A 17,068-nucleotide genomic window follows, 5' to 3' on the forward strand; every position below is an offset into this window, starting at 1 on the left:
AATGAGTTTTATACACGACGATTTTTTATTGACAAACAAGTTTGCAAAGCAACTCTATCACGACTATGCGAAAGATTTACCAATCATAGATTACCATTGTCACCTGCCTCCGGAAGACATTGCAGACGACCGAAATTTTCAAAATCTAACCCAAATATGGCTAAACGGAGATCATTACAAATGGCGCGGTTTAAGAACACTGGGCATTCATGAAAAATATATCACTGGGAATGCCTCGGATGAAGAAAAATTTTTAGCATGGGGAAAATCGGTTCCCCATACCATGAGAAATCCACTATATCATTGGACACACCTTGAACTGGCGAGATATTTTGGCATTACTGATTTGTTAAACGAAAAATCTGCACCTGCTATTTACGAAAAAGCCAATGAACTTTTGGTTCAACCCGAATATTCTACAAAGCGCTTGATAGAAAGAATGAAGGTGGAAGTGATTTGTACCACAGATGATCCAATCGACGATTTGAACAGTCACAAAACCATTGCAAAAAGCGGATTTAAAACAAAAGTAAAGCCCTCTTTTCGACCAGACAGATCCATCGGAATAAGCCAGGGCAATTATAATGAGTACATCGATCAGCTCTCAAAAAAATTTGACAGAAAGATAGAGTCTTTCGAAGATCTTTGCCTTGTGTTGAAGGAGAGGATTGATTATTTTAATAGCAATGGTTGTAAAGTGTCAGACCACGGATTGAGTAGCATTCCATTTGTAGAATTTACAGCATCTGAGGTGGAGAAAATTTTTAAGAAAAGGAGAAAAGGGGAATCACTGAGTGAAATTGAAGACAAAAAGTTTCAAACTGCCCTACTCTTGTTTTTAGGAGAAACCTATCATGAATACGGATGGGTACAACAATACCATTTAGGGCCACTGAGAAATAACAACAGCAGAATGTTAAAGTTATTAGGACCCGATACAGGTTGGGATTCTATGGGAGATGAAAGGCAGGCAGAAGGATTATCAAAATTCTTAGACAAACTAGACAGTCAGAACAAACTCACCAAAACGATTTTATACAACTTAAACCCCGCTTTTAATGAAGTTTTTGCCACCATGGTAGGGAATTTCAATGATGGCTCAGTAAAGGGAAAGGTGCAATGGGGTTCGGGATGGTGGTTTTTGGATCAAAAAGATGGAATGACAAAACAAATCAATGCCTTGTCTAATATGGGTTTGATTAGTTGTTTTGTGGGAATGTTGACAGACTCAAGAAGCTTTATGTCGTACCCAAGGCATGAATATTTTAGGAGGATATTGTGCAATATTTTTGGTTCAGAAATCGAAAGTGGTGAATTGCCAAACGATATGCCATGGATCGGGAAAATGGTGTCGGATATAGCATATGATAATGCCAAAGATTATTTTCAATTTTAAAATAAAAAAAGGATGAGTAAAGAAAAAGTAGGCACCTATCGATATAGGATTTTGGCTTTGTTGATGTTCGCTACAACGATCAACTATTTTGACAGGAGTATTATCGGTGTGATGGCTCCAACCTTAGAAAAGTTATTTGGTTGGACCAATACAGACTATGCGAATATCATGATTGCCTTCAAAGTAGCTTATGCAATAGGCTTGTTGTATATGGGAGGCCTTATAGATCGATTAGGCACCAAAAAGGGATATACTTTATCAATTGCAATTTGGAGTATTTTCGGGATGTTACACGCCTTGGTTCGCCCTGGTTTTAGTGTGATTGGCTTTGCTGCAGCACGCTTTGGTTTAGGATTTGGTGAAGCAGGTAACTTTCCTGCAGCGATCAAGACAACAGCCGAGTGGTTTCCAAAGAAAGACAGGGCTTTTGCCACAGGTCTTTTTAATGCGGCAACCAGTATTGGGGCTATTGCAGCACCATTTGTTGTGGGTTGGATAGTACACGAAGATGGTAAGAATTGGCAAATTCCATTTTTAATTACCGGAGCACTGAGTTCAATATGGGTTTATTTGTGGCTTAGAATGTACAAAAAACCAGAAGTACACCCAAAAGTGTCAAAGGAAGAACTGGCATATATCCAAAGTGATTCTGTCGCAGAAAATGAGGAGAAATTACCTTGGAAAAGTGTTTTAGATAAAAGACAAACCTGGGCTTTTGCATTGGCAAAAGTGACGGATGCGGTTTGGTGGTTCTATTTGTTCTGGGGCGCAAAATTTTTGGCGGTTACTTTTGATGTGAACATCAAGAATATTGCCCTTCCATTCTTTGTGATCTATATTTTGGCAGATGCGGGAAGTATTTTTGGCGGCTATCTATCAGGAGCTTTTATGAGAAAAGGATGGTCAATCAACAAGGCTAGAAAACTGACGCTATTGATATGTGCCTTGATTATTTTACCCGTGAGTTATGTGGCAATTACAGAGAATAAATGGGTGGCAATTATTTTGATAGGTATCGCTGCAGGAGGTCACCAGGCCTGGTCGGCAAATATTTTCACCTTGGTCTCAGATGTTTTTCCTAAAAAGGCGACCGCGTCTGTTGTTGGAATTGGGGGAATGGTGGGTGCAGTAGCAGGAATACTAGCAGATAAAGCTTTGGGTTCCGTGTTAGACACTGCCGGAAACAGCGGTTATTTTTGGGCCTTCTTAATTGCGGGCTCCTGTTATCTGATTATTTTGGGATTAGTTCATTTATTGATGCCAAATATGACATCACTCGATGAAAATTTAAACCCAGTTGATCAAAACACAGTATAGAATTTAAATTTTATAAGAGGAAGCCGATTTAAACTTCTTTTTAAGAAAATTTTATAAAGTTTTGTTGTTATTATGAAGTTAAAAGAAGTTGTCTGAAAAGACAGCTTCTTTTTTTTCTGGTATGTTCATCATAGATCTTTTCAATTACCTATTTAAATGATAACAGAAAGAAGGTTAACTCACATGCTCCTAATGTTGATGAGAGTGCACTGAGAGCGCACTGAAAGTGCACGAAGATTGCACTGAGAGTACACAAAAAGACCATTGAACCTGTATTCAAAATGTATTATTTATGAATCGTTGGTGCGCTCTGCGAGGTATTATTATGCTTTTTGCAAAGGTTTATATAAGAATTGTCCAGGCTTGTTCCATATCTATTTTATCACAGAACCCGAGTAGAATCAGTATCTGAAAGTAAAAGTGATATAAATGATTATATCAAATCCAGAGATATAATTTTAATGCTCATGCAGCAGTATATCCCAGTGGATGAATAGGTTTAAAGTCCCACTCTAAAAGGCACTGTTGGCAAACCTTCTGCATTGTATAAATTGGCTATATCAGGATTGTCGGCCCAGCCATATTGTACATATCGGGGTGTTTTTATACCATCATTCCATACATGTACTTTATCACCTACTACTTTTGCTTTTGCCCAAACAAATTTCTTGTCGCTACCGGCAATAGCAAAGCCTTCTATATCTTTTCCATCTTTGATGATTAACCCTTTACCGATATGATCAAAAGAAATTTCCAATCGATTTCCTTTCAGGATATGGCTTTTGTATTGTGGCCCGGAAATAGTTATAGGTTCGCCAAACACTAAATGCCGTGCTCCCAAGGATAAGCGATAACCCACATCCTGTTTATTTCTGGGGTGTATGTCCTCTGCCTCTCCCAGATCTATGATCACAGCTTGTGCCGTATTGGGCAAGGAAAGGGCTTTGGTTTGAGAGTCTCTTAGCATCGCCCAATTGCTCTCAACCGGAGTAGGTTGAGAAGGCATAAAATTAGCTAATTGTACCCACAGAAAAGGAAAATTGGCTTGGTTCCAATCCGAACGCCATTGTTGGATCATGGTTGAAAAAAGATGGGCATAGTCTGTGGCATCCTCCACATTTCCGGCGTTAGATTCTCCTTGGTACCAAATGGCACCTTGTATCGGAAAATTAAGTAACGGATAGATCATTTTATTGTACAACATCATAGGAATTTGATTGATTCCCATATAAGATTCTCTGTACACACAAAGATTAATTTTCCATTCTCCCACCAGGCTTTGTTTACCCGATATAGTCTGAAGATAAAGATCTTCACCAGACCCATAAATTCCACCGCCTCCTCCGGTATCATCTACTTTTACCAGCACCTCATTTCTGCCTTCTTTTAGGTGTAGGGGTGAGATCGCGTAAATTCTTTTGGCATTGTAAGCGTTTAGGGTCTCTCCTATTTTTTGTTTATTGATATAGACAAAATCTGAGTCATCTACCTTGCCCAAATGGAGCTGTACGGGGTTTTCAGCTTCTTCCTTTGAAAGGGTAAATTCAGACTTATACCAGGCAATTCCATCAAAACGATTAAAACCCTGATCTTCCCACAGACCGGGCACCTGAATGGGTTCCCAGTTCACTTTTCCCAATTTGTCCGCCAACCAGTCAGTATCATTAAAGGTAGAGCTCTGCCCCTCCTTTCTGAGGTTTGGGAATTTGCTTTGTAATTCCCCCATCATTTTGTTCAGTTCTGTATTTTGTTCGGCCTCTATATTCTCTAAATAGGCTTCGGGATGTGAAATGTTGAGGGATGTGGCATTCATCCAGGGTTCTATTCTACTGCCACCCCAAGAACTATTGATCAAACCAATAGGGACATCGTGATGCGCTCTGATGTTTTTCGCAAAAAAATAGCCAACAGCTGTAAAATCACCGGCTGTTTCTGGGGATGTGATTTCCCAAGTTCCTCCGGCCAGATCTTTTTCAGGTTTTTTTGCATAAGACCTCGGAACCTTAAAATGTCTTATAGAACGATCTTTGGCTTGTGCAATTTCTGCCTCAGCGTTATTTACATTTTGCAGTGTCCATTCCATATTTGATTGACCGGAACAAATCCATACATCACCGATGAGAATATCGCTAAAATTTAGCACTTCTTTTCCGTTAGAGATGACCATTGTTAAAGGGCCACCTGATGCCATTGAAGGAAAATCAACCACCCAGGAACCTTCACTATCTACTTCTGCAGTTTTTGTTTGATTGTTGAATTGAACAGTAATTTCTTGTCCTGGCCTATCCCAACCCCATACTTTGATCTGTTCATTTCGCTGTAAAACCATATGGTCAGAAAATAATCTGGAAGTGCCGAGTTGAGCAGAAACAGTAAGGCTAAAAAAGGCTAAGCAATAGAAAGAAGTGAGGATGTGTGAGAATTTCATCATTTTTAAATTTGAATTTTTTAAAAGAATCATGAAAAGATAATTCCTATTTTTAATATAAAAAAATGAAACTTATTCGATTTGGAAAGCTACATCATGAAAAACCAGGAATACAATTTTCTGATACAAGAATTGATGTTTCAGCTTTTGGAGAAGACTATGATGAGAATTTCTTTGCTACAGGAGGAATAGGCAGACTAACAGATTGGTTTAAGATCAACCAATCTACTTGTAAGGTTATTGATAACAGTGTAAGACTTGGTTGCCCGATTAAAAAACCTTCAAAAATTGTTTGCGTCGGTTTGAATTATGCAAAACATGCGGCCGAAAGTGGTATGGAATTACCCAAAGAACCTGTGATTTTCTTTAAATCTACAACGGCAATTGTTGGGCCATATGATGACCTTGTCCTTCCAAAAGGGAGTAATAAAACGGATTGGGAAGTGGAGTTGGCGGTGGTCATAGGGAAAAGGGCGTCATATGTAAAAAAAGAAAATGTTTTTGACCATGTTGCGGGTTATGTTCTGCATAATGATTACAGTGAAAGAGAATATCAGTTAGAAAGAGGAGGACAGTGGGTAAAAGGAAAGAGTTCAGATACATTTGCACCTATTGGACCTTATTTGGTTACAAAAGAAGAAATTAAGGATCCAAATAAACTAAACCTTTGGCTAAAAGTGAATGGTGAATTGAAGCAGAATGGAAATACCTCAGATTTTGTCTTTAACATAGAAACGATTGTCAGTTATATCAGTGAGTTCATGACCTTGTTACCGGGCGATATTATTTCTACCGGAACACCAGCCGGAGTTGGGATGGGATTGAGACCTCCACAATACTTAAGGCCGGGAGATATGGTAGAGTTGAGCGTTGAAGGTTTGGGGATCTCAAAACAAAATGTGAGAGCTTCTGAATAAAAAAACCACCTAAAAAGGTGGTTTGCGTATTTATCTCGGGGGAAAAGATAAATACAGAAGAAAAGGTTATCACAAATTTAATTCTTTGATTTTGGTTTTAAGTTACCATAAGGTTAAGTTTGGTTAATTAATCTATTTTTAAATGTATGATATGCGTTTGAGCTGGCTCTACATCTTCCCATGCTCTTTTGTACTCGAATAATAAAGACTCTTCACCTTTTAAATTCGCTATAAATTCCCATGTTTCAATTCCCAAATTTCCCGTAGCACCATTTTGGGGAGTTTCATAGCTCACCTTTACAGAGTCGATGAGTGAATTATCTTTAGGAATGTAATGCCAACTATATCCGGTAGATCTGTTTGAGGGCAACTCAATGACAAATTTTTCTCCAACTTTTACTGATTTTTGATTTTCTTGTGCATGGTTGCAACTCGCAAAAAATAGTACAAGCATGATTATGGATATGGCTTGCGGATGAAATAATCTGAATTTTGAGATAGCTAGTTTGTTCATGTTTTGTTCTCGTATAAAGTATTACCCTTTTTGACAAATGTTATTCTGAAGCAACGGCAATATCATCTATGTTTTGAGGGTATCTTTTCAGTAGTTTTTCAATTCTTTTCTCTAATTTTTGGTCTATCGCTTTCGACCTTCCCTTTTTCTTGTAAACAATATCGCCGTTTAAATCAACCACTACATGAATTGGAAAAACCTTCATTATTCCTTTTTGGTATGAATTGAACACTTGATGATTGGCGTTATTGGATAAATGAAAATAGTAGTCGCTGTTTTTCTCTATCAAATTTTTAGCCTCACGATTCACTTTATCCGTTATGGCAACAAATTGTATCTTTTCATGATTATACTTTTGGGCAAGAGCATCCATTTTTTTGATTTCTTCCGGATGATCCACATCAAAAATACTGTAAACAATAAGTCGATCCGAGGGGGGATTATTTTCTAAACGCTGAAGCTGTTGATCTTGTTGAGCAAATATTCCAACATGGCAGAAAATTGAAAAAATTGCAAAAGGGATAAAAGCTTTCATTTGTTTAACTATTTAATGGCGAAGTTAAACAAAAAAATATTATCCTCAAAGAAAAACCCAAAAATTAATTCGTAATAGTTACTTGTAAATTTAATTTTTTTATAAAATCATTTAGACATTTTACTGTATTCCTCTTTTAAAACAGGGTTTGTTAAAGGATATAAACCGATAATAGACTCGCCCTTCCTTACCTTTTCCAATACCCAATCTTCATACATCGTCATCGATTCACATTCCAGTACCACATCCTCAACAATTTCTTTTGGAATCACCATAACCCCGTCTGCATCGCCTACAATGATATCACCAGGATATACAGCTACATCTCCGCAAGCAATGGGGACATTGATATCCAAAGCCTGATGAAGAGTTAGATTCGTTGGTGCCGAGGGTCTTTGATGGTAAGCAGGAAAAGGTAGTTGTCCTATTTCTTCAGAATCTCTAAAACCGCCATCAGTAACTATGCCCGCTGCACCGCGAACCATTAAACGAGTGATTAAAATAGAACCCGCAGAGGCGGCTCTGGCATCCTTTCGACTATCAATGACGAGTACGGCACCTTCCGGACAAGTTTCAACGGCTACTCTTTGCGGATGTTTTGGATCTTGAAAAACACTGATCGGATTGAGGTCTTCCCTGGCAGGAATATACCGCAGTGTAAAAGCTTCACCTACCATTGTACCCTTACCTGAGTTTACCGGAAAAACATTTTGTATGGCTTGATTTCGCAATCCTTTTTTGAACAGACAAGTGGCGATGGTGGCAGTGCTTATTTTTTTAAGTTTTTCTCTGGTTGTAGAAGAAATGGAAGACATATATAGTGTATTGTGAATTCTTGATAAAAAGAATGGGTTATACAAACAAATATACATATATTTGGTAAACCAAATTGGTAAACCAATTTTAAATGCAGGTTATCATTTGGTTCTTTTACAATGAAAATGATTGTTCAAAATTAGAATTTTGGGCATAGAAATTTTGGCTTCCGACATCAAAAAATAAAGATATTGCATGTGAATACACCTATTATGAAAACGATAAGAATAATTTTAATATTTGTCATTTTAGGATGGAGCAACACAGTTTTTGCTCAAAAGATTCCTTCGGGAAAAATTATTTCTCCTGATAAATTATCGGGCTATTTAAAGCCTGAAGTTAAAAAGGGATTTACCAAAAAAGGAGAACTTTCTGAGGCTGAATTGGCTCAATATTTCAGAGAAAAATTCTCAGAACGATATTTTTACGATTGGAGAAATTTTGATCAGCGTTTTCAATCCTATAAAGAAATTTACCCTTTGGCAGAGATAGGGCATACCGAGAGAGCTTTAGACCATATGGCCAAATACAACGGTTCCACACAATGGAAATTACCTTTTAACTATCTTTTTGGTGAGCCTTTAAATGCATATGCCCTGCGTCATTTGGCTCGGCAACATAAAATGGTTGACATTGCATTTTATTACAATTACCAAAATCGAAACCCGAAATATATTCAATATTTCAAAGATCAACAGCAATCTTTAAGCACTGCATTGGAGTTGGGCAAGTATGAAAAAATTGAAGATGGTAATGGCGTTTATGAAGCATTTAGATCTGGTTATCGCATTTTAAATTGGCTTCAAATTCACAACATGTTTTTAGGGCAAGAAAATTACTCGGATGAAGATCAACTCAGAACAATTGCAACGCTTCTGCAACACGGAGCTCATTTGTTTGAAACGAACCAGGAATTTGTTTCAGGAAATCATCAAACAAGAGGTTTATCTGCTTTAGCAATGGTTTCTATCTTATTGAGAGATTTTGACGGTACTGAAATTTGGTATACACATGCCATGAAACTGTTGGAGGAGCATTTATCAAAAGAGATCAATGATGATGGCTTCCAGTTCGAAAGAACAGTTCACTATCATATGAGCGATATCGATAATTATTATTATGTCTATCAATTGGCTAAAACAAGTAATTTAGAAGTGAGCGACTTCTGGGAGAATAAATTAAAATCACTTTTTACCACGCTCTGTAAAATTGCCTATCCCGATAAATCTGCACCTGTTTTATCTGATGACACGGATGATCCTTGGTCAGAAAAAAACGATATTTCCGGGGCATTGACATTAGGGTATTTGCTTTTTGCCGATGCTGAAATGGGATATTTTGCCAACAATGAGGTGGAATCAAATATGTACTGGTATTTAAGCGATACCCAATTAAAAATGCTAGCTAATATTGTAACGAGACAACCACAATATAAGTCTTTGGATTTTCCTACGACCGGTTATTATGTGATGCGGGATGGTTGGAATTTTAATGATCATATGATGATGATTTCTGCAGGATTGGATGATTTAAAACCAGATCATCAACATGGTGATATTTTAGGAATTCAAGCTATGGCAAATGGGAAAGTTGTCTTGCCAAATTATCAGGTAAGGTATTATTTGCCAGATTTGGAATTGTTCAAAAATTCCATGACCAAAAATGTAGCTTTGGTAAATGATGAGTTGCAAGGGAAACAATATACTTCTAATAAAGGAGGAAGTGGTTTTGGAAAATTTAAGGAGCTCCCAAATCCAAAAGTTGTATCATGGCAAACCAATGAGAATATGGATGTTTTTGTGGGCAGTCATGACGGATTCGAAAATATAGGAGTGGATTATTCGCGTCAGGTAATCAATGTAAAAAATCATTTTTGGATTGTAAAGGATAATTTTAAATCAGATAAATCTCATACCTATAAACAAGTTTGGCAAGGACATTTTAGTGTTGAAAATGCGCCGAACTTGATTAGAACGACATTCGACGATGGTTCAGGCTTAGATATTTATCAACTAAAAAATACGGACGAGGTAAAAACGGATGGACAAAGGGGTAAACAATGGTCCGTTGTTTCAAAAAAAGGAATGGAAAATTTTAGTTTCATTACCGTCATTTTTCCTTTTGATACATTTGATAAACGAATAGATGAAGAGAATCAAAATCCACAATTGTATGGATGGAAAATCAACAACTCCAAATGGGAAAGTAACGCTTTAGAGACTCTCTCTTTGACCAAAGGGGAAATATCCATTTTCTTTTCGGTAAAAACATTGCAATTCGAAGAATCTAAGATTGAATTTAAAGAGATGGTTGATGTATTAATAGATTCTACAGATGGAGAATTAGAAATACAATTTTTGGATAGAGCTGAAGGACAATACACTATCACAAAAAATATATAAAATCGTTTCTGCATTACAACGATCTTTCTGATAGAAAGATGAACTTTATTATAACCAGATCAACCGGTAATCGCCAAAAATATGTCAACCAATAACAGAAATTCCCTTTTTAAAAAAATTATCGCGATTGTATTGGGTTTTGGACCAGGCATATTTGCCATTGGTTATACCATTGGCACGGGAAGTGTAACTTCTATGATTGTCGCAGGAAGTACCTATGGTATGCAATTACTTTGGGTTCTTTTTTTAAGTTGCTTGTTTTCCGGTATTCTCATGTTTGCGTATGGAAACTATGCGCTCATTTCTGGCGAAACCGCACTATACGGTTTTAAGAAACACATTAAAGGAGGGAAGATTTTGGCGATTTTAATTATCATCGGAATATCCTTAGGCCAATGGAATTCATTGATGGGGATTCTCGGTATTTCCGCCAATATTATTTATGAGTTGGCAGCTATTTATATCGAACAATTGGTTCCCTATAAGTACGAAACAGTGCTGGGTGTCGCCATTTTTATCATCGCTGTTTTTTATGCCTTAATGCTGGTTGGGAAATATTCTTTCTTCGAAAAAATATTAGTGGTATTTGTTACCATTATGGGTTTGTCATTTATCATTTCACTATTCTTCGTACATCCACTTCCTGTTCAAGTTATTGAAGGCTTAATCCCTTCAGTGCCTCAAGTTCCTGGAGGGAAAATGATGGTGGCCGCTTTTGTAGGAACCACAATGGCTGCAGCAACATTTTTGTCTAGACCTCTATTTGTAAAAGGAAAAGGGTGGACCATTAAAAACCTTGATCAGCAAAAGAAAGATGCCATCACCGCTGCAATTTTGGTATTTCTGATCAGTGGTTCTGTGATGGCAGTAGCCTGCGGAGCACTTTTTTATCAAGGAAAGCCGGTAACCCAAGTATTGGATATGGCGAACACACTCGAGCCTGTTGCTGGAAAATTTGCAGTTACTATTTTCTTTTTTGGAACATTAAGTGCAGGATTATCATCCATCTTCCCATGCCTGTTAATTGCACCGATGTTATTGGCAGATTATCAATCGGGGGAATTAGACACCAATTCTCGTCAATTTAGAATTATAACCTTTTTCGCTTGTCTTGTTGCTTTAATTGTCCCCGTATTTGGGGCTAACCCAATAGAGATGCAAATAATGTCTCAAGTATTTAATGTTTTTGTTCTGCCAATTGTTGTTCTCGGAATCATTTTAATGGTCAACAATAAAAAAGTGATGAAAGGCTATAAAACCAATCTGTGGGTGAATATAGGCTTGTTTGCGGCGCTGTTTTTCTCTTGCGTTATTTCTTATAATGGCATCCTGGCACTGATCGATTATTTTTAGGATAAGATGTTATCAATGTTAATCTAACATCGTTTTAGATTAATTTTGTATACATTTATTTGTTTCCTAAATAAATAGCTATATATTTGGTAAACCAAACTGGTTAACCAATTATAATGAGCAAACAATTCAGACTTTTTATCGGACTTTTCCTGCTATCCACCCTCATTATTTCCTGTAAAGATCAAGGGCAAAGTGGAAAGCTCATAAAGAACATTACGGAATTCAACGCTGCTGTTTCTGAAGCAAAACCGGGAGATATCATCATTTTATCTAATGGAGTTTGGAGAGATACTGAACTTGTTTTTGAAGGAAAAGGAACTGAAGACCGGCCTATTAAATTAACTGTTGAAGAAAAAGGAAAAGTGACCTTAGAAGGAGAATCCAATCTTCAAATTGCCGGAGAATATTTGATTGTGGAAGGACTTGTTTTTAAAAATGGGTATACGCCAACAAATGCTGTCATTTCTTTTAGGAAGAACAAGGATGAATTGGCAAATAATAGCCGTTTAACTGAATGCGTTATTGATAATTATACTAATCCTGAGCGTCAGGTTCAAGATTATTGGGTGACCATATATGGAAAAAATAACCGAATCGATCACAATCATTTGACCGGTAAAAAAAATCTGGGTGTCACTATGATCGTTGGTTTGGATACTGAAGGCAGTCGAGAGAATCACCATAAAATAGACCATAACTATTTTGGACCACGTCCAACCTTTGGAAATAATGGAGGTGAAACGTTAAGAATAGGAACCAGTCATCATGCCCTGGAGAATTCTAATACTTTGGTAGAATCTAACTATTTTGACAGATGTAATGGTGAACATGAGATCATATCAAATAAATCCTGTCAGAATACTTTTAAGTACAATACATTTTTTGAATGTACTGGAACATTAACCATGCGTCATGGAAATGAAACATGGGTTGAAGGAAATGTTTTTATTGGTAATGGCAAACCAAGTACAGGGGGTGTTCGCGTTATTAATGAATCTCAAACGGTGATCAATAACTACCACATAGGTTTGACAGGATATCGATTTAGAGGAGCTTTTGTGATGATGAACGGTGTGCCGGATTCTCCACCTAATCGTTATGTGCCTGTGACAGATTCCAAAGTAAAACACAATACCTTTGTCAATTGTGATCATATTCAACTATGTGCCGGTAGTGATGCAGAGAGAAGTCAGCCACCTGCAACTTCTGAGATCTCGGAGAATATTTTTTATCATGAATCTAAAAGCGATTTGTTTACGGTTTATGATGACATCAGTGGGATTACATTTGAAAATAACATTACAAGTAAAAATATTGAGACCGGGATAGCACAAGGCTTTAAGAAATCTGAATTTGAATTGCTTAAAAATGAGCAGGGCTTTTTAGTGCCGGTTTCAGATCAAATAAAGGTAGAAATAAGTCCGAATATTGCGACCAAAGAGAATACTGGAACGGATTGGTATTCAAAAACTGATGAAACAGTGGCGTTAAATTCGGGAAAAACAATTGCAGTAGATCCGGGGATCAATACAATTGCCAATGCTGCGCTACAATCAAACCCCGGAGATATAATAGAATTGAAGTCTGGAGGAACGTATGTTTTGACCAAAGCTGCCAATATATCTCATCCTTTAACCTTTAAAACAACAGGAACTGAAAAAGCAACAATTTTGTTTGAAAGAATGATGGCTTTCGAAATTCAGAATGGTGGAAGTCTATCTTTAGAAAACATAACATTTGACGGAGCCAGATCTCCTGATTATGCCGGTAATTCTGTCATCAGCACAAGTAAGAATTCCATGACAGAAAACTATAAATTATTTATTGATCGTTGTGAATTTACTGATCTGGTAGTGAACCATTCTTTTGATGTCATAAGAATTTCTAAGGGTACATTTGCAGATACCATCAGTATTCAAAATTCTACATTCAGAAATATATCGGGTCATATTGCGGCCTTAGATGCAGAAATGGAGGATTTAGGCGCGTACAACGTCGAATATTTGATCATGAAAAACAATTTTTTTTCTGATATCCAAGGAACTGCGCTGAGATTGTATAGAGGTGGAACAGACGAAAGTACTTTTGGTCCGTTTTTAGAAATAGACCACAACGTTTTTGATCATGTGGGTTATGGCAAAAAGAATAAATATAACGCAGCCATTTCATTATATGGTGTGCAGGTAAACGATATATATAATAATATATTTAACAATACCTTGGCCCTTAAAATGCATTTGGTGGTTGGTGAGCCTATTGTAAATGTCTTGAATAATGATTTTTATAATTCTGAAGAAATAGAAGTCACAGGAGATCAAAAATATAATTTTAAAAACCTTTGGAATTTAAACCCCGATTTTAAAGAAGGAACCCTAAATTTATCTGAAAATTCACCTTTAAAAGGCAAAGGCACAGAAGGATTAGATTTAGGTGTAATTACTGATAGAGAATAATGAAAGGAATAAAAAGCATAGAATTGATATTGTGGCTATTGATAATAACTTCATTGGTGATTTCCTGTGGAGAAAAAACTAATTCTGAAGCAGATACAATGGCACAAGAGAGCGATCATCCAAGCCTCATCTTGACTAAACAAGGCATTAAGGATATCCGAGCCAATTTAGGGAAGGTGCCAATTTTTGACGAATCATTGGAAGCGACAAAGTCAGAAGTTGATGCAGAAATTGAACTTGGAATTCAAGTTCCCATCCCAAAAGATTATTCCGGGGGTTATACCCACGAAAGACACAAAAGAAATCATTTGATCATGCAAAAAGCGGGAGTGCTTTATCAAATTTTAAATGATGAAAAATATGCGAGATATATCAAAGACATGTTGTTTGCTTATGCAGAATTATATCCTACCCTGCCTCCTCATCCACAAACCAGATCATATGCCAGAGGGAAAATTTTCTGGCAGTGTTTAAACGATTCAAATTGGTTGGTCTATACAAGTCAGGCCTATGATTGCATTTACAATTATCTGACAGAAGAAGAGCGAAATACCTTAGAAACAGAACTTTTCAGGCCCTTTGCAGATTATATTTCTATAGGCAATCCAAAATTCTTCAACCGAGTACATAATCACAGTACCTGGGGAAATGTGGCGGTAGGCATGATTGCCTTGGTAATGGAAGACGTAAGTCTACTGCAACGCGCATTGTACGGTATAAAGGATATTAGGCTCGATCCCAATGAAAAAGATAATGATGGTGGTTATATCAATAAGGATGGAAAAATCGGGTTTTTTGCCAATCTCGATGAACCCTTTTCTCCGGATGGGTATTTTACAGAAGGGCCTTATTACCAGCGTTATGCTTCCTATCCTTTTTTGATTTTTGCTCAGGCGCTACAAAATAAAAAACCGGAATTACAGGTGTTTCAATATAAAGACAGTGTACTCATAAAAAGTGTCAATGCTTTGATCAATCTTTCAGATGTTGATGGAGAATTCTTCTTGCTAAATGATGCACAAAAAGGAATGTCTTATGATTCGAGATATTTGGTTTCTGCTGTTGATATTGCGTACAAATTTGGTGGAAATAAGCCTGAATTATTGAGCATTGCCGAAAAGCAAGGGAATGTAACATTGGATGATGCCGGCCTGGCTGTAGCACTTGGGATAAAAAACGGAAAGACGAAACCGTTTATTAAAAAATCGATAGAATTAGCTGATGGCGCCAATGGCGATGAAGGGGCGGTTGGCATTTTGAGAAGTGGAGATTTAGAATTGGTTTTTAAATATACCGCACATGGATTAAGTCATGGGCATTTTGATAAGTTATCGTATTCATTATTTGATGAAGGAGACGAAGTTGTTCAGGATTACGGATTAGCACGTTTTGTCAATATAGAACAAAAAGGAGGAGGAAACTATTTAAAAGAAAACAAAACCTGGGCAAAACAAACCATCGCTCATAATGCATTGGTACAAAATGAGACCTCTCATTTTGAAGGAAAATATGACTTGGGAAGTCAGCATCATTCAGAAAGATATTTCTTTGACTCGGAGAACGAAAGTGTGCAAGTGGCAAGTGCCAAAGAAGTAAATGCATATCCAGGAACCAAATGGCAAAGAACCATGGTATTGATCGAGGATCCTGATTATGAAAACCCCTATGTATTGGATGTGATGCGCGTAGAAGCTGAGAAGGCAAACCAATACGATTTACCGTTTTACTATTTAGGACAGATGATGCAAACCAATTTTGAGTATTCAAAATTGGAAGTACCAGAAATATTAGGAAAGAGTAATGGTTATCAACATTTATATAAGGAAGCTTCGGCAGTTTCTAAGGGAGGTAATCTGAAATTAAATTGGTTACTCAATAACAAGTTTTATTCCTATACTTTCGTTACTGCTAAAAATGATGAAATCCTTTTGGCAAGAATTGGGGCAAATGACCCGGAATATAATCTTAGAACAGACCCAACCCTGATCTTGCGAAAAAAGAACACAAAAAACACCTTGTTCGTATCGACCATTGAATCTCATGGAACCTACAGCCCGGTTTCAGAATTTGCTGTAAATGCCTATAGTAATATCAAAAACATTGAAGTTTTATTAGATTCTGAAGACTATACGGCGGTTCAAATTGATACGAATAACGAAAAATCCGACATTTTTATCATATCAAATCAAAACAGTGATAAAGATGCCGCGCATAAATTGAATATAGAGAATAAGGAATATACCTGGAAAGGGCCATATTTATTAGTAGAAAAGAATTAATCATTAAAATTAGAATAAAATGAAATCATTTGGAGCGAGTAAAGAGTTTTTATTAGATGCAGACCAAGACTGGGAGGTTGTAGGAGAAGGAGTTAAACGTAAAATTATGGGATATGATGATAAAATCATGTTGGTAAAAGTGCTCTTTGATGAGGGAGGAATTGGGTATGAACACGAACATTACCATTCTCAGACAACCTATGTAGCAAGTGGAGAATTTGATTTTACAATTGGAGGAAAGACCAAAACGGTAAAAGAAGGCGATTCAGTATACATTCCACCACATGTACTTCATGGAGCTACCTGTACAAAAAAAGGTATTTTAATAGATGTATTTAGCCCAATCCGTGAGGATTTTATGCAATAAAATCGCTAAAACTAAAAAAAATGTTAAGAAAGTTTTTTTAATTGGTAAAATAGCATACATTTGGTAAACCAAATTGGTTAACCAGTGTGGAAAACCAATTAAGCGAGCAAAATAACATAAATAAAAAAGGACAGGTGTCCGCCTGTCCTAATCAATGAGTTACTTCGTGTCGAGGGAAGTTCTCGTTACATGCATTTATTCTAAATAACATGTTCTACAAATATAATCAATTTTATTTAGTGGAGAATGTTAGAAGGGTAAGTGTTTAATTACCAAAGCTTCAATATG

At 36.8% G+C, this 17,068-nt stretch carries 12 protein-coding genes; 8 read left to right on the forward strand and 4 right to left on the reverse strand.

Translation table 11 applies throughout. The features are described from left to right. Position 1: 1 nt before the first annotated feature. Both uxaC and ACFQ39_RS05645 read left to right on the forward strand, forming a co-directional pair. The gene (gene uxaC, locus ACFQ39_RS05640) at positions 2–1,396 is read left to right on the forward strand and encodes a glucuronate isomerase (protein WP_377177014.1); all 1,395 of its coding nucleotides are present in this window, start codon (positions 2–4) and stop codon (positions 1,394–1,396) included. A 12-nt stretch (positions 1,397–1,408) separates the two neighbouring features. Continuing rightward, positions 1,409–2,713, forward strand: coding sequence for an MFS transporter (locus tag ACFQ39_RS05645; protein ID WP_377177015.1), 1,305 nt, complete (start codon positions 1,409–1,411; stop codon positions 2,711–2,713). Between the two features lie 499 nt (positions 2,714–3,212). Here the strand turns inward: ACFQ39_RS05645 and ACFQ39_RS05650 are convergent, their stop codons facing one another. After that, the gene (locus ACFQ39_RS05650) at positions 3,213–5,144 is read right to left on the reverse strand and encodes a sialate O-acetylesterase (RefSeq protein ID WP_377177016.1); all 1,932 of its coding nucleotides are present in this window, start codon (positions 5,142–5,144) and stop codon (positions 3,213–3,215) included. A 62-nt stretch (positions 5,145–5,206) separates the two neighbouring features. Between ACFQ39_RS05650 and ACFQ39_RS05655 the strand changes: the two genes are divergently transcribed. Further along, a complete protein-coding gene (locus ACFQ39_RS05655) occupies positions 5,207–6,058 on the forward strand; it encodes a fumarylacetoacetate hydrolase family protein (protein ID WP_377177017.1) in 852 nt (283 codons plus the stop codon). A 127-nt stretch (positions 6,059–6,185) separates the two neighbouring features. Here ACFQ39_RS05655 and ACFQ39_RS05660 read toward each other — a convergent pair whose 3' ends face one another. The 3 genes from ACFQ39_RS05660 to ACFQ39_RS05670 all read right to left on the reverse strand — a co-directional run bounded on the left by ACFQ39_RS05660 (position 6,186) and on the right by ACFQ39_RS05670 (position 7,922). Beyond that, the gene (locus ACFQ39_RS05660; RefSeq protein WP_377177018.1) at positions 6,186–6,572 is read right to left on the reverse strand and encodes a protease inhibitor I42 family protein; all 387 of its coding nucleotides are present in this window, start codon (positions 6,570–6,572) and stop codon (positions 6,186–6,188) included. Between the two features lie 40 nt (positions 6,573–6,612). Further along, a complete protein-coding gene (locus ACFQ39_RS05665; protein WP_377177019.1) occupies positions 6,613–7,107 on the reverse strand; it encodes a TlpA family protein disulfide reductase in 495 nt (164 codons plus the stop codon). 107 nt (positions 7,108–7,214) lie between these two features. Continuing rightward, positions 7,215–7,922 (reverse strand): ribonuclease activity regulator RraA, encoded by a 708-nt coding sequence (locus ACFQ39_RS05670; protein WP_377177020.1) that lies wholly within the window; start codon positions 7,920–7,922, stop codon positions 7,215–7,217. Between the two features lie 213 nt (positions 7,923–8,135). On the opposite strand from ACFQ39_RS05670, the gene ACFQ39_RS05675 reads away from it, so the two are divergent. The 5 genes from ACFQ39_RS05675 to ACFQ39_RS05695 all read left to right on the forward strand — a co-directional run bounded on the left by ACFQ39_RS05675 (position 8,136) and on the right by ACFQ39_RS05695 (position 16,780). Further along, positions 8,136–10,325, forward strand: coding sequence for a heparinase II/III family protein (locus tag ACFQ39_RS05675; RefSeq protein ID WP_377177021.1), 2,190 nt, complete (start codon positions 8,136–8,138; stop codon positions 10,323–10,325). Between the two features lie 81 nt (positions 10,326–10,406). Beyond that, positions 10,407–11,678 (forward strand): Nramp family divalent metal transporter, encoded by a 1,272-nt coding sequence (locus ACFQ39_RS05680; protein ID WP_377177022.1) that lies wholly within the window; start codon positions 10,407–10,409, stop codon positions 11,676–11,678. Positions 11,679–11,794: 116 nt separating this feature from the next. Beyond that, positions 11,795–14,134, forward strand: a complete 2,340-nt coding sequence (locus tag ACFQ39_RS05685; protein ID WP_377177023.1) for a chondroitinase-B domain-containing protein — start codon at positions 11,795–11,797, stop codon at positions 14,132–14,134. Further along, a complete protein-coding gene (locus ACFQ39_RS05690) occupies positions 14,134–16,413 on the forward strand; it encodes an alginate lyase family protein (protein WP_377177024.1) in 2,280 nt (759 codons plus the stop codon). The genes ACFQ39_RS05685 and ACFQ39_RS05690 overlap by 1 nt, the downstream gene beginning before the upstream one ends. A 19-nt stretch (positions 16,414–16,432) precedes the next feature. Beyond that, positions 16,433–16,780, forward strand: coding sequence for a cupin domain-containing protein (locus tag ACFQ39_RS05695; protein WP_377177025.1), 348 nt, complete (start codon positions 16,433–16,435; stop codon positions 16,778–16,780). Positions 16,781–17,068 lie beyond the last annotated feature (288 nt).

Origin of the sequence: Namhaeicola litoreus (genome assembly GCF_042679565.1) — a bacterium.
GTDB classification, from domain to species: domain Bacteria; phylum Bacteroidota; class Bacteroidia; order Flavobacteriales; family Flavobacteriaceae; genus Namhaeicola; species Namhaeicola litoreus.

Bases quoted from the DNA above. Each gene is read 5' to 3' on its own strand.
- uxaC (WP_377177014.1), top strand. From the start codon at position 2: ATGAGTTTTATACACGACGATTTTTTATTGACAAACAAGTTTGCAAAG.
- ACFQ39_RS05645 (WP_377177015.1), top strand. From the start codon at position 1,409: ATGAGTAAAGAAAAAGTAGGCACCTATCGATATAGGATTTTGGCTTTG.
- ACFQ39_RS05650 (WP_377177016.1), bottom strand. From the start codon at position 5,144: ATGATGAAATTCTCACACATCCTCACTTCTTTCTATTGCTTAGCCTTT.
- ACFQ39_RS05655 (WP_377177017.1), top strand. From the start codon at position 5,207: ATGAAACTTATTCGATTTGGAAAGCTACATCATGAAAAACCAGGAATA.
- ACFQ39_RS05660 (WP_377177018.1), bottom strand. From the start codon at position 6,572: ATGAACAAACTAGCTATCTCAAAATTCAGATTATTTCATCCGCAAGCC.
- ACFQ39_RS05665 (WP_377177019.1), bottom strand. From the start codon at position 7,107: ATGAAAGCTTTTATCCCTTTTGCAATTTTTTCAATTTTCTGCCATGTT.
- ACFQ39_RS05670 (WP_377177020.1), bottom strand. From the start codon at position 7,922: ATGTCTTCCATTTCTTCTACAACCAGAGAAAAACTTAAAAAAATAAGC.
- ACFQ39_RS05675 (WP_377177021.1), top strand. From the start codon at position 8,136: ATGAAAACGATAAGAATAATTTTAATATTTGTCATTTTAGGATGGAGC.
- ACFQ39_RS05680 (WP_377177022.1), top strand. From the start codon at position 10,407: ATGTCAACCAATAACAGAAATTCCCTTTTTAAAAAAATTATCGCGATT.
- ACFQ39_RS05685 (WP_377177023.1), top strand. From the start codon at position 11,795: ATGAGCAAACAATTCAGACTTTTTATCGGACTTTTCCTGCTATCCACC.
- ACFQ39_RS05690 (WP_377177024.1), top strand. From the start codon at position 14,134: ATGAAAGGAATAAAAAGCATAGAATTGATATTGTGGCTATTGATAATA.
- ACFQ39_RS05695 (WP_377177025.1), top strand. From the start codon at position 16,433: ATGAAATCATTTGGAGCGAGTAAAGAGTTTTTATTAGATGCAGACCAA.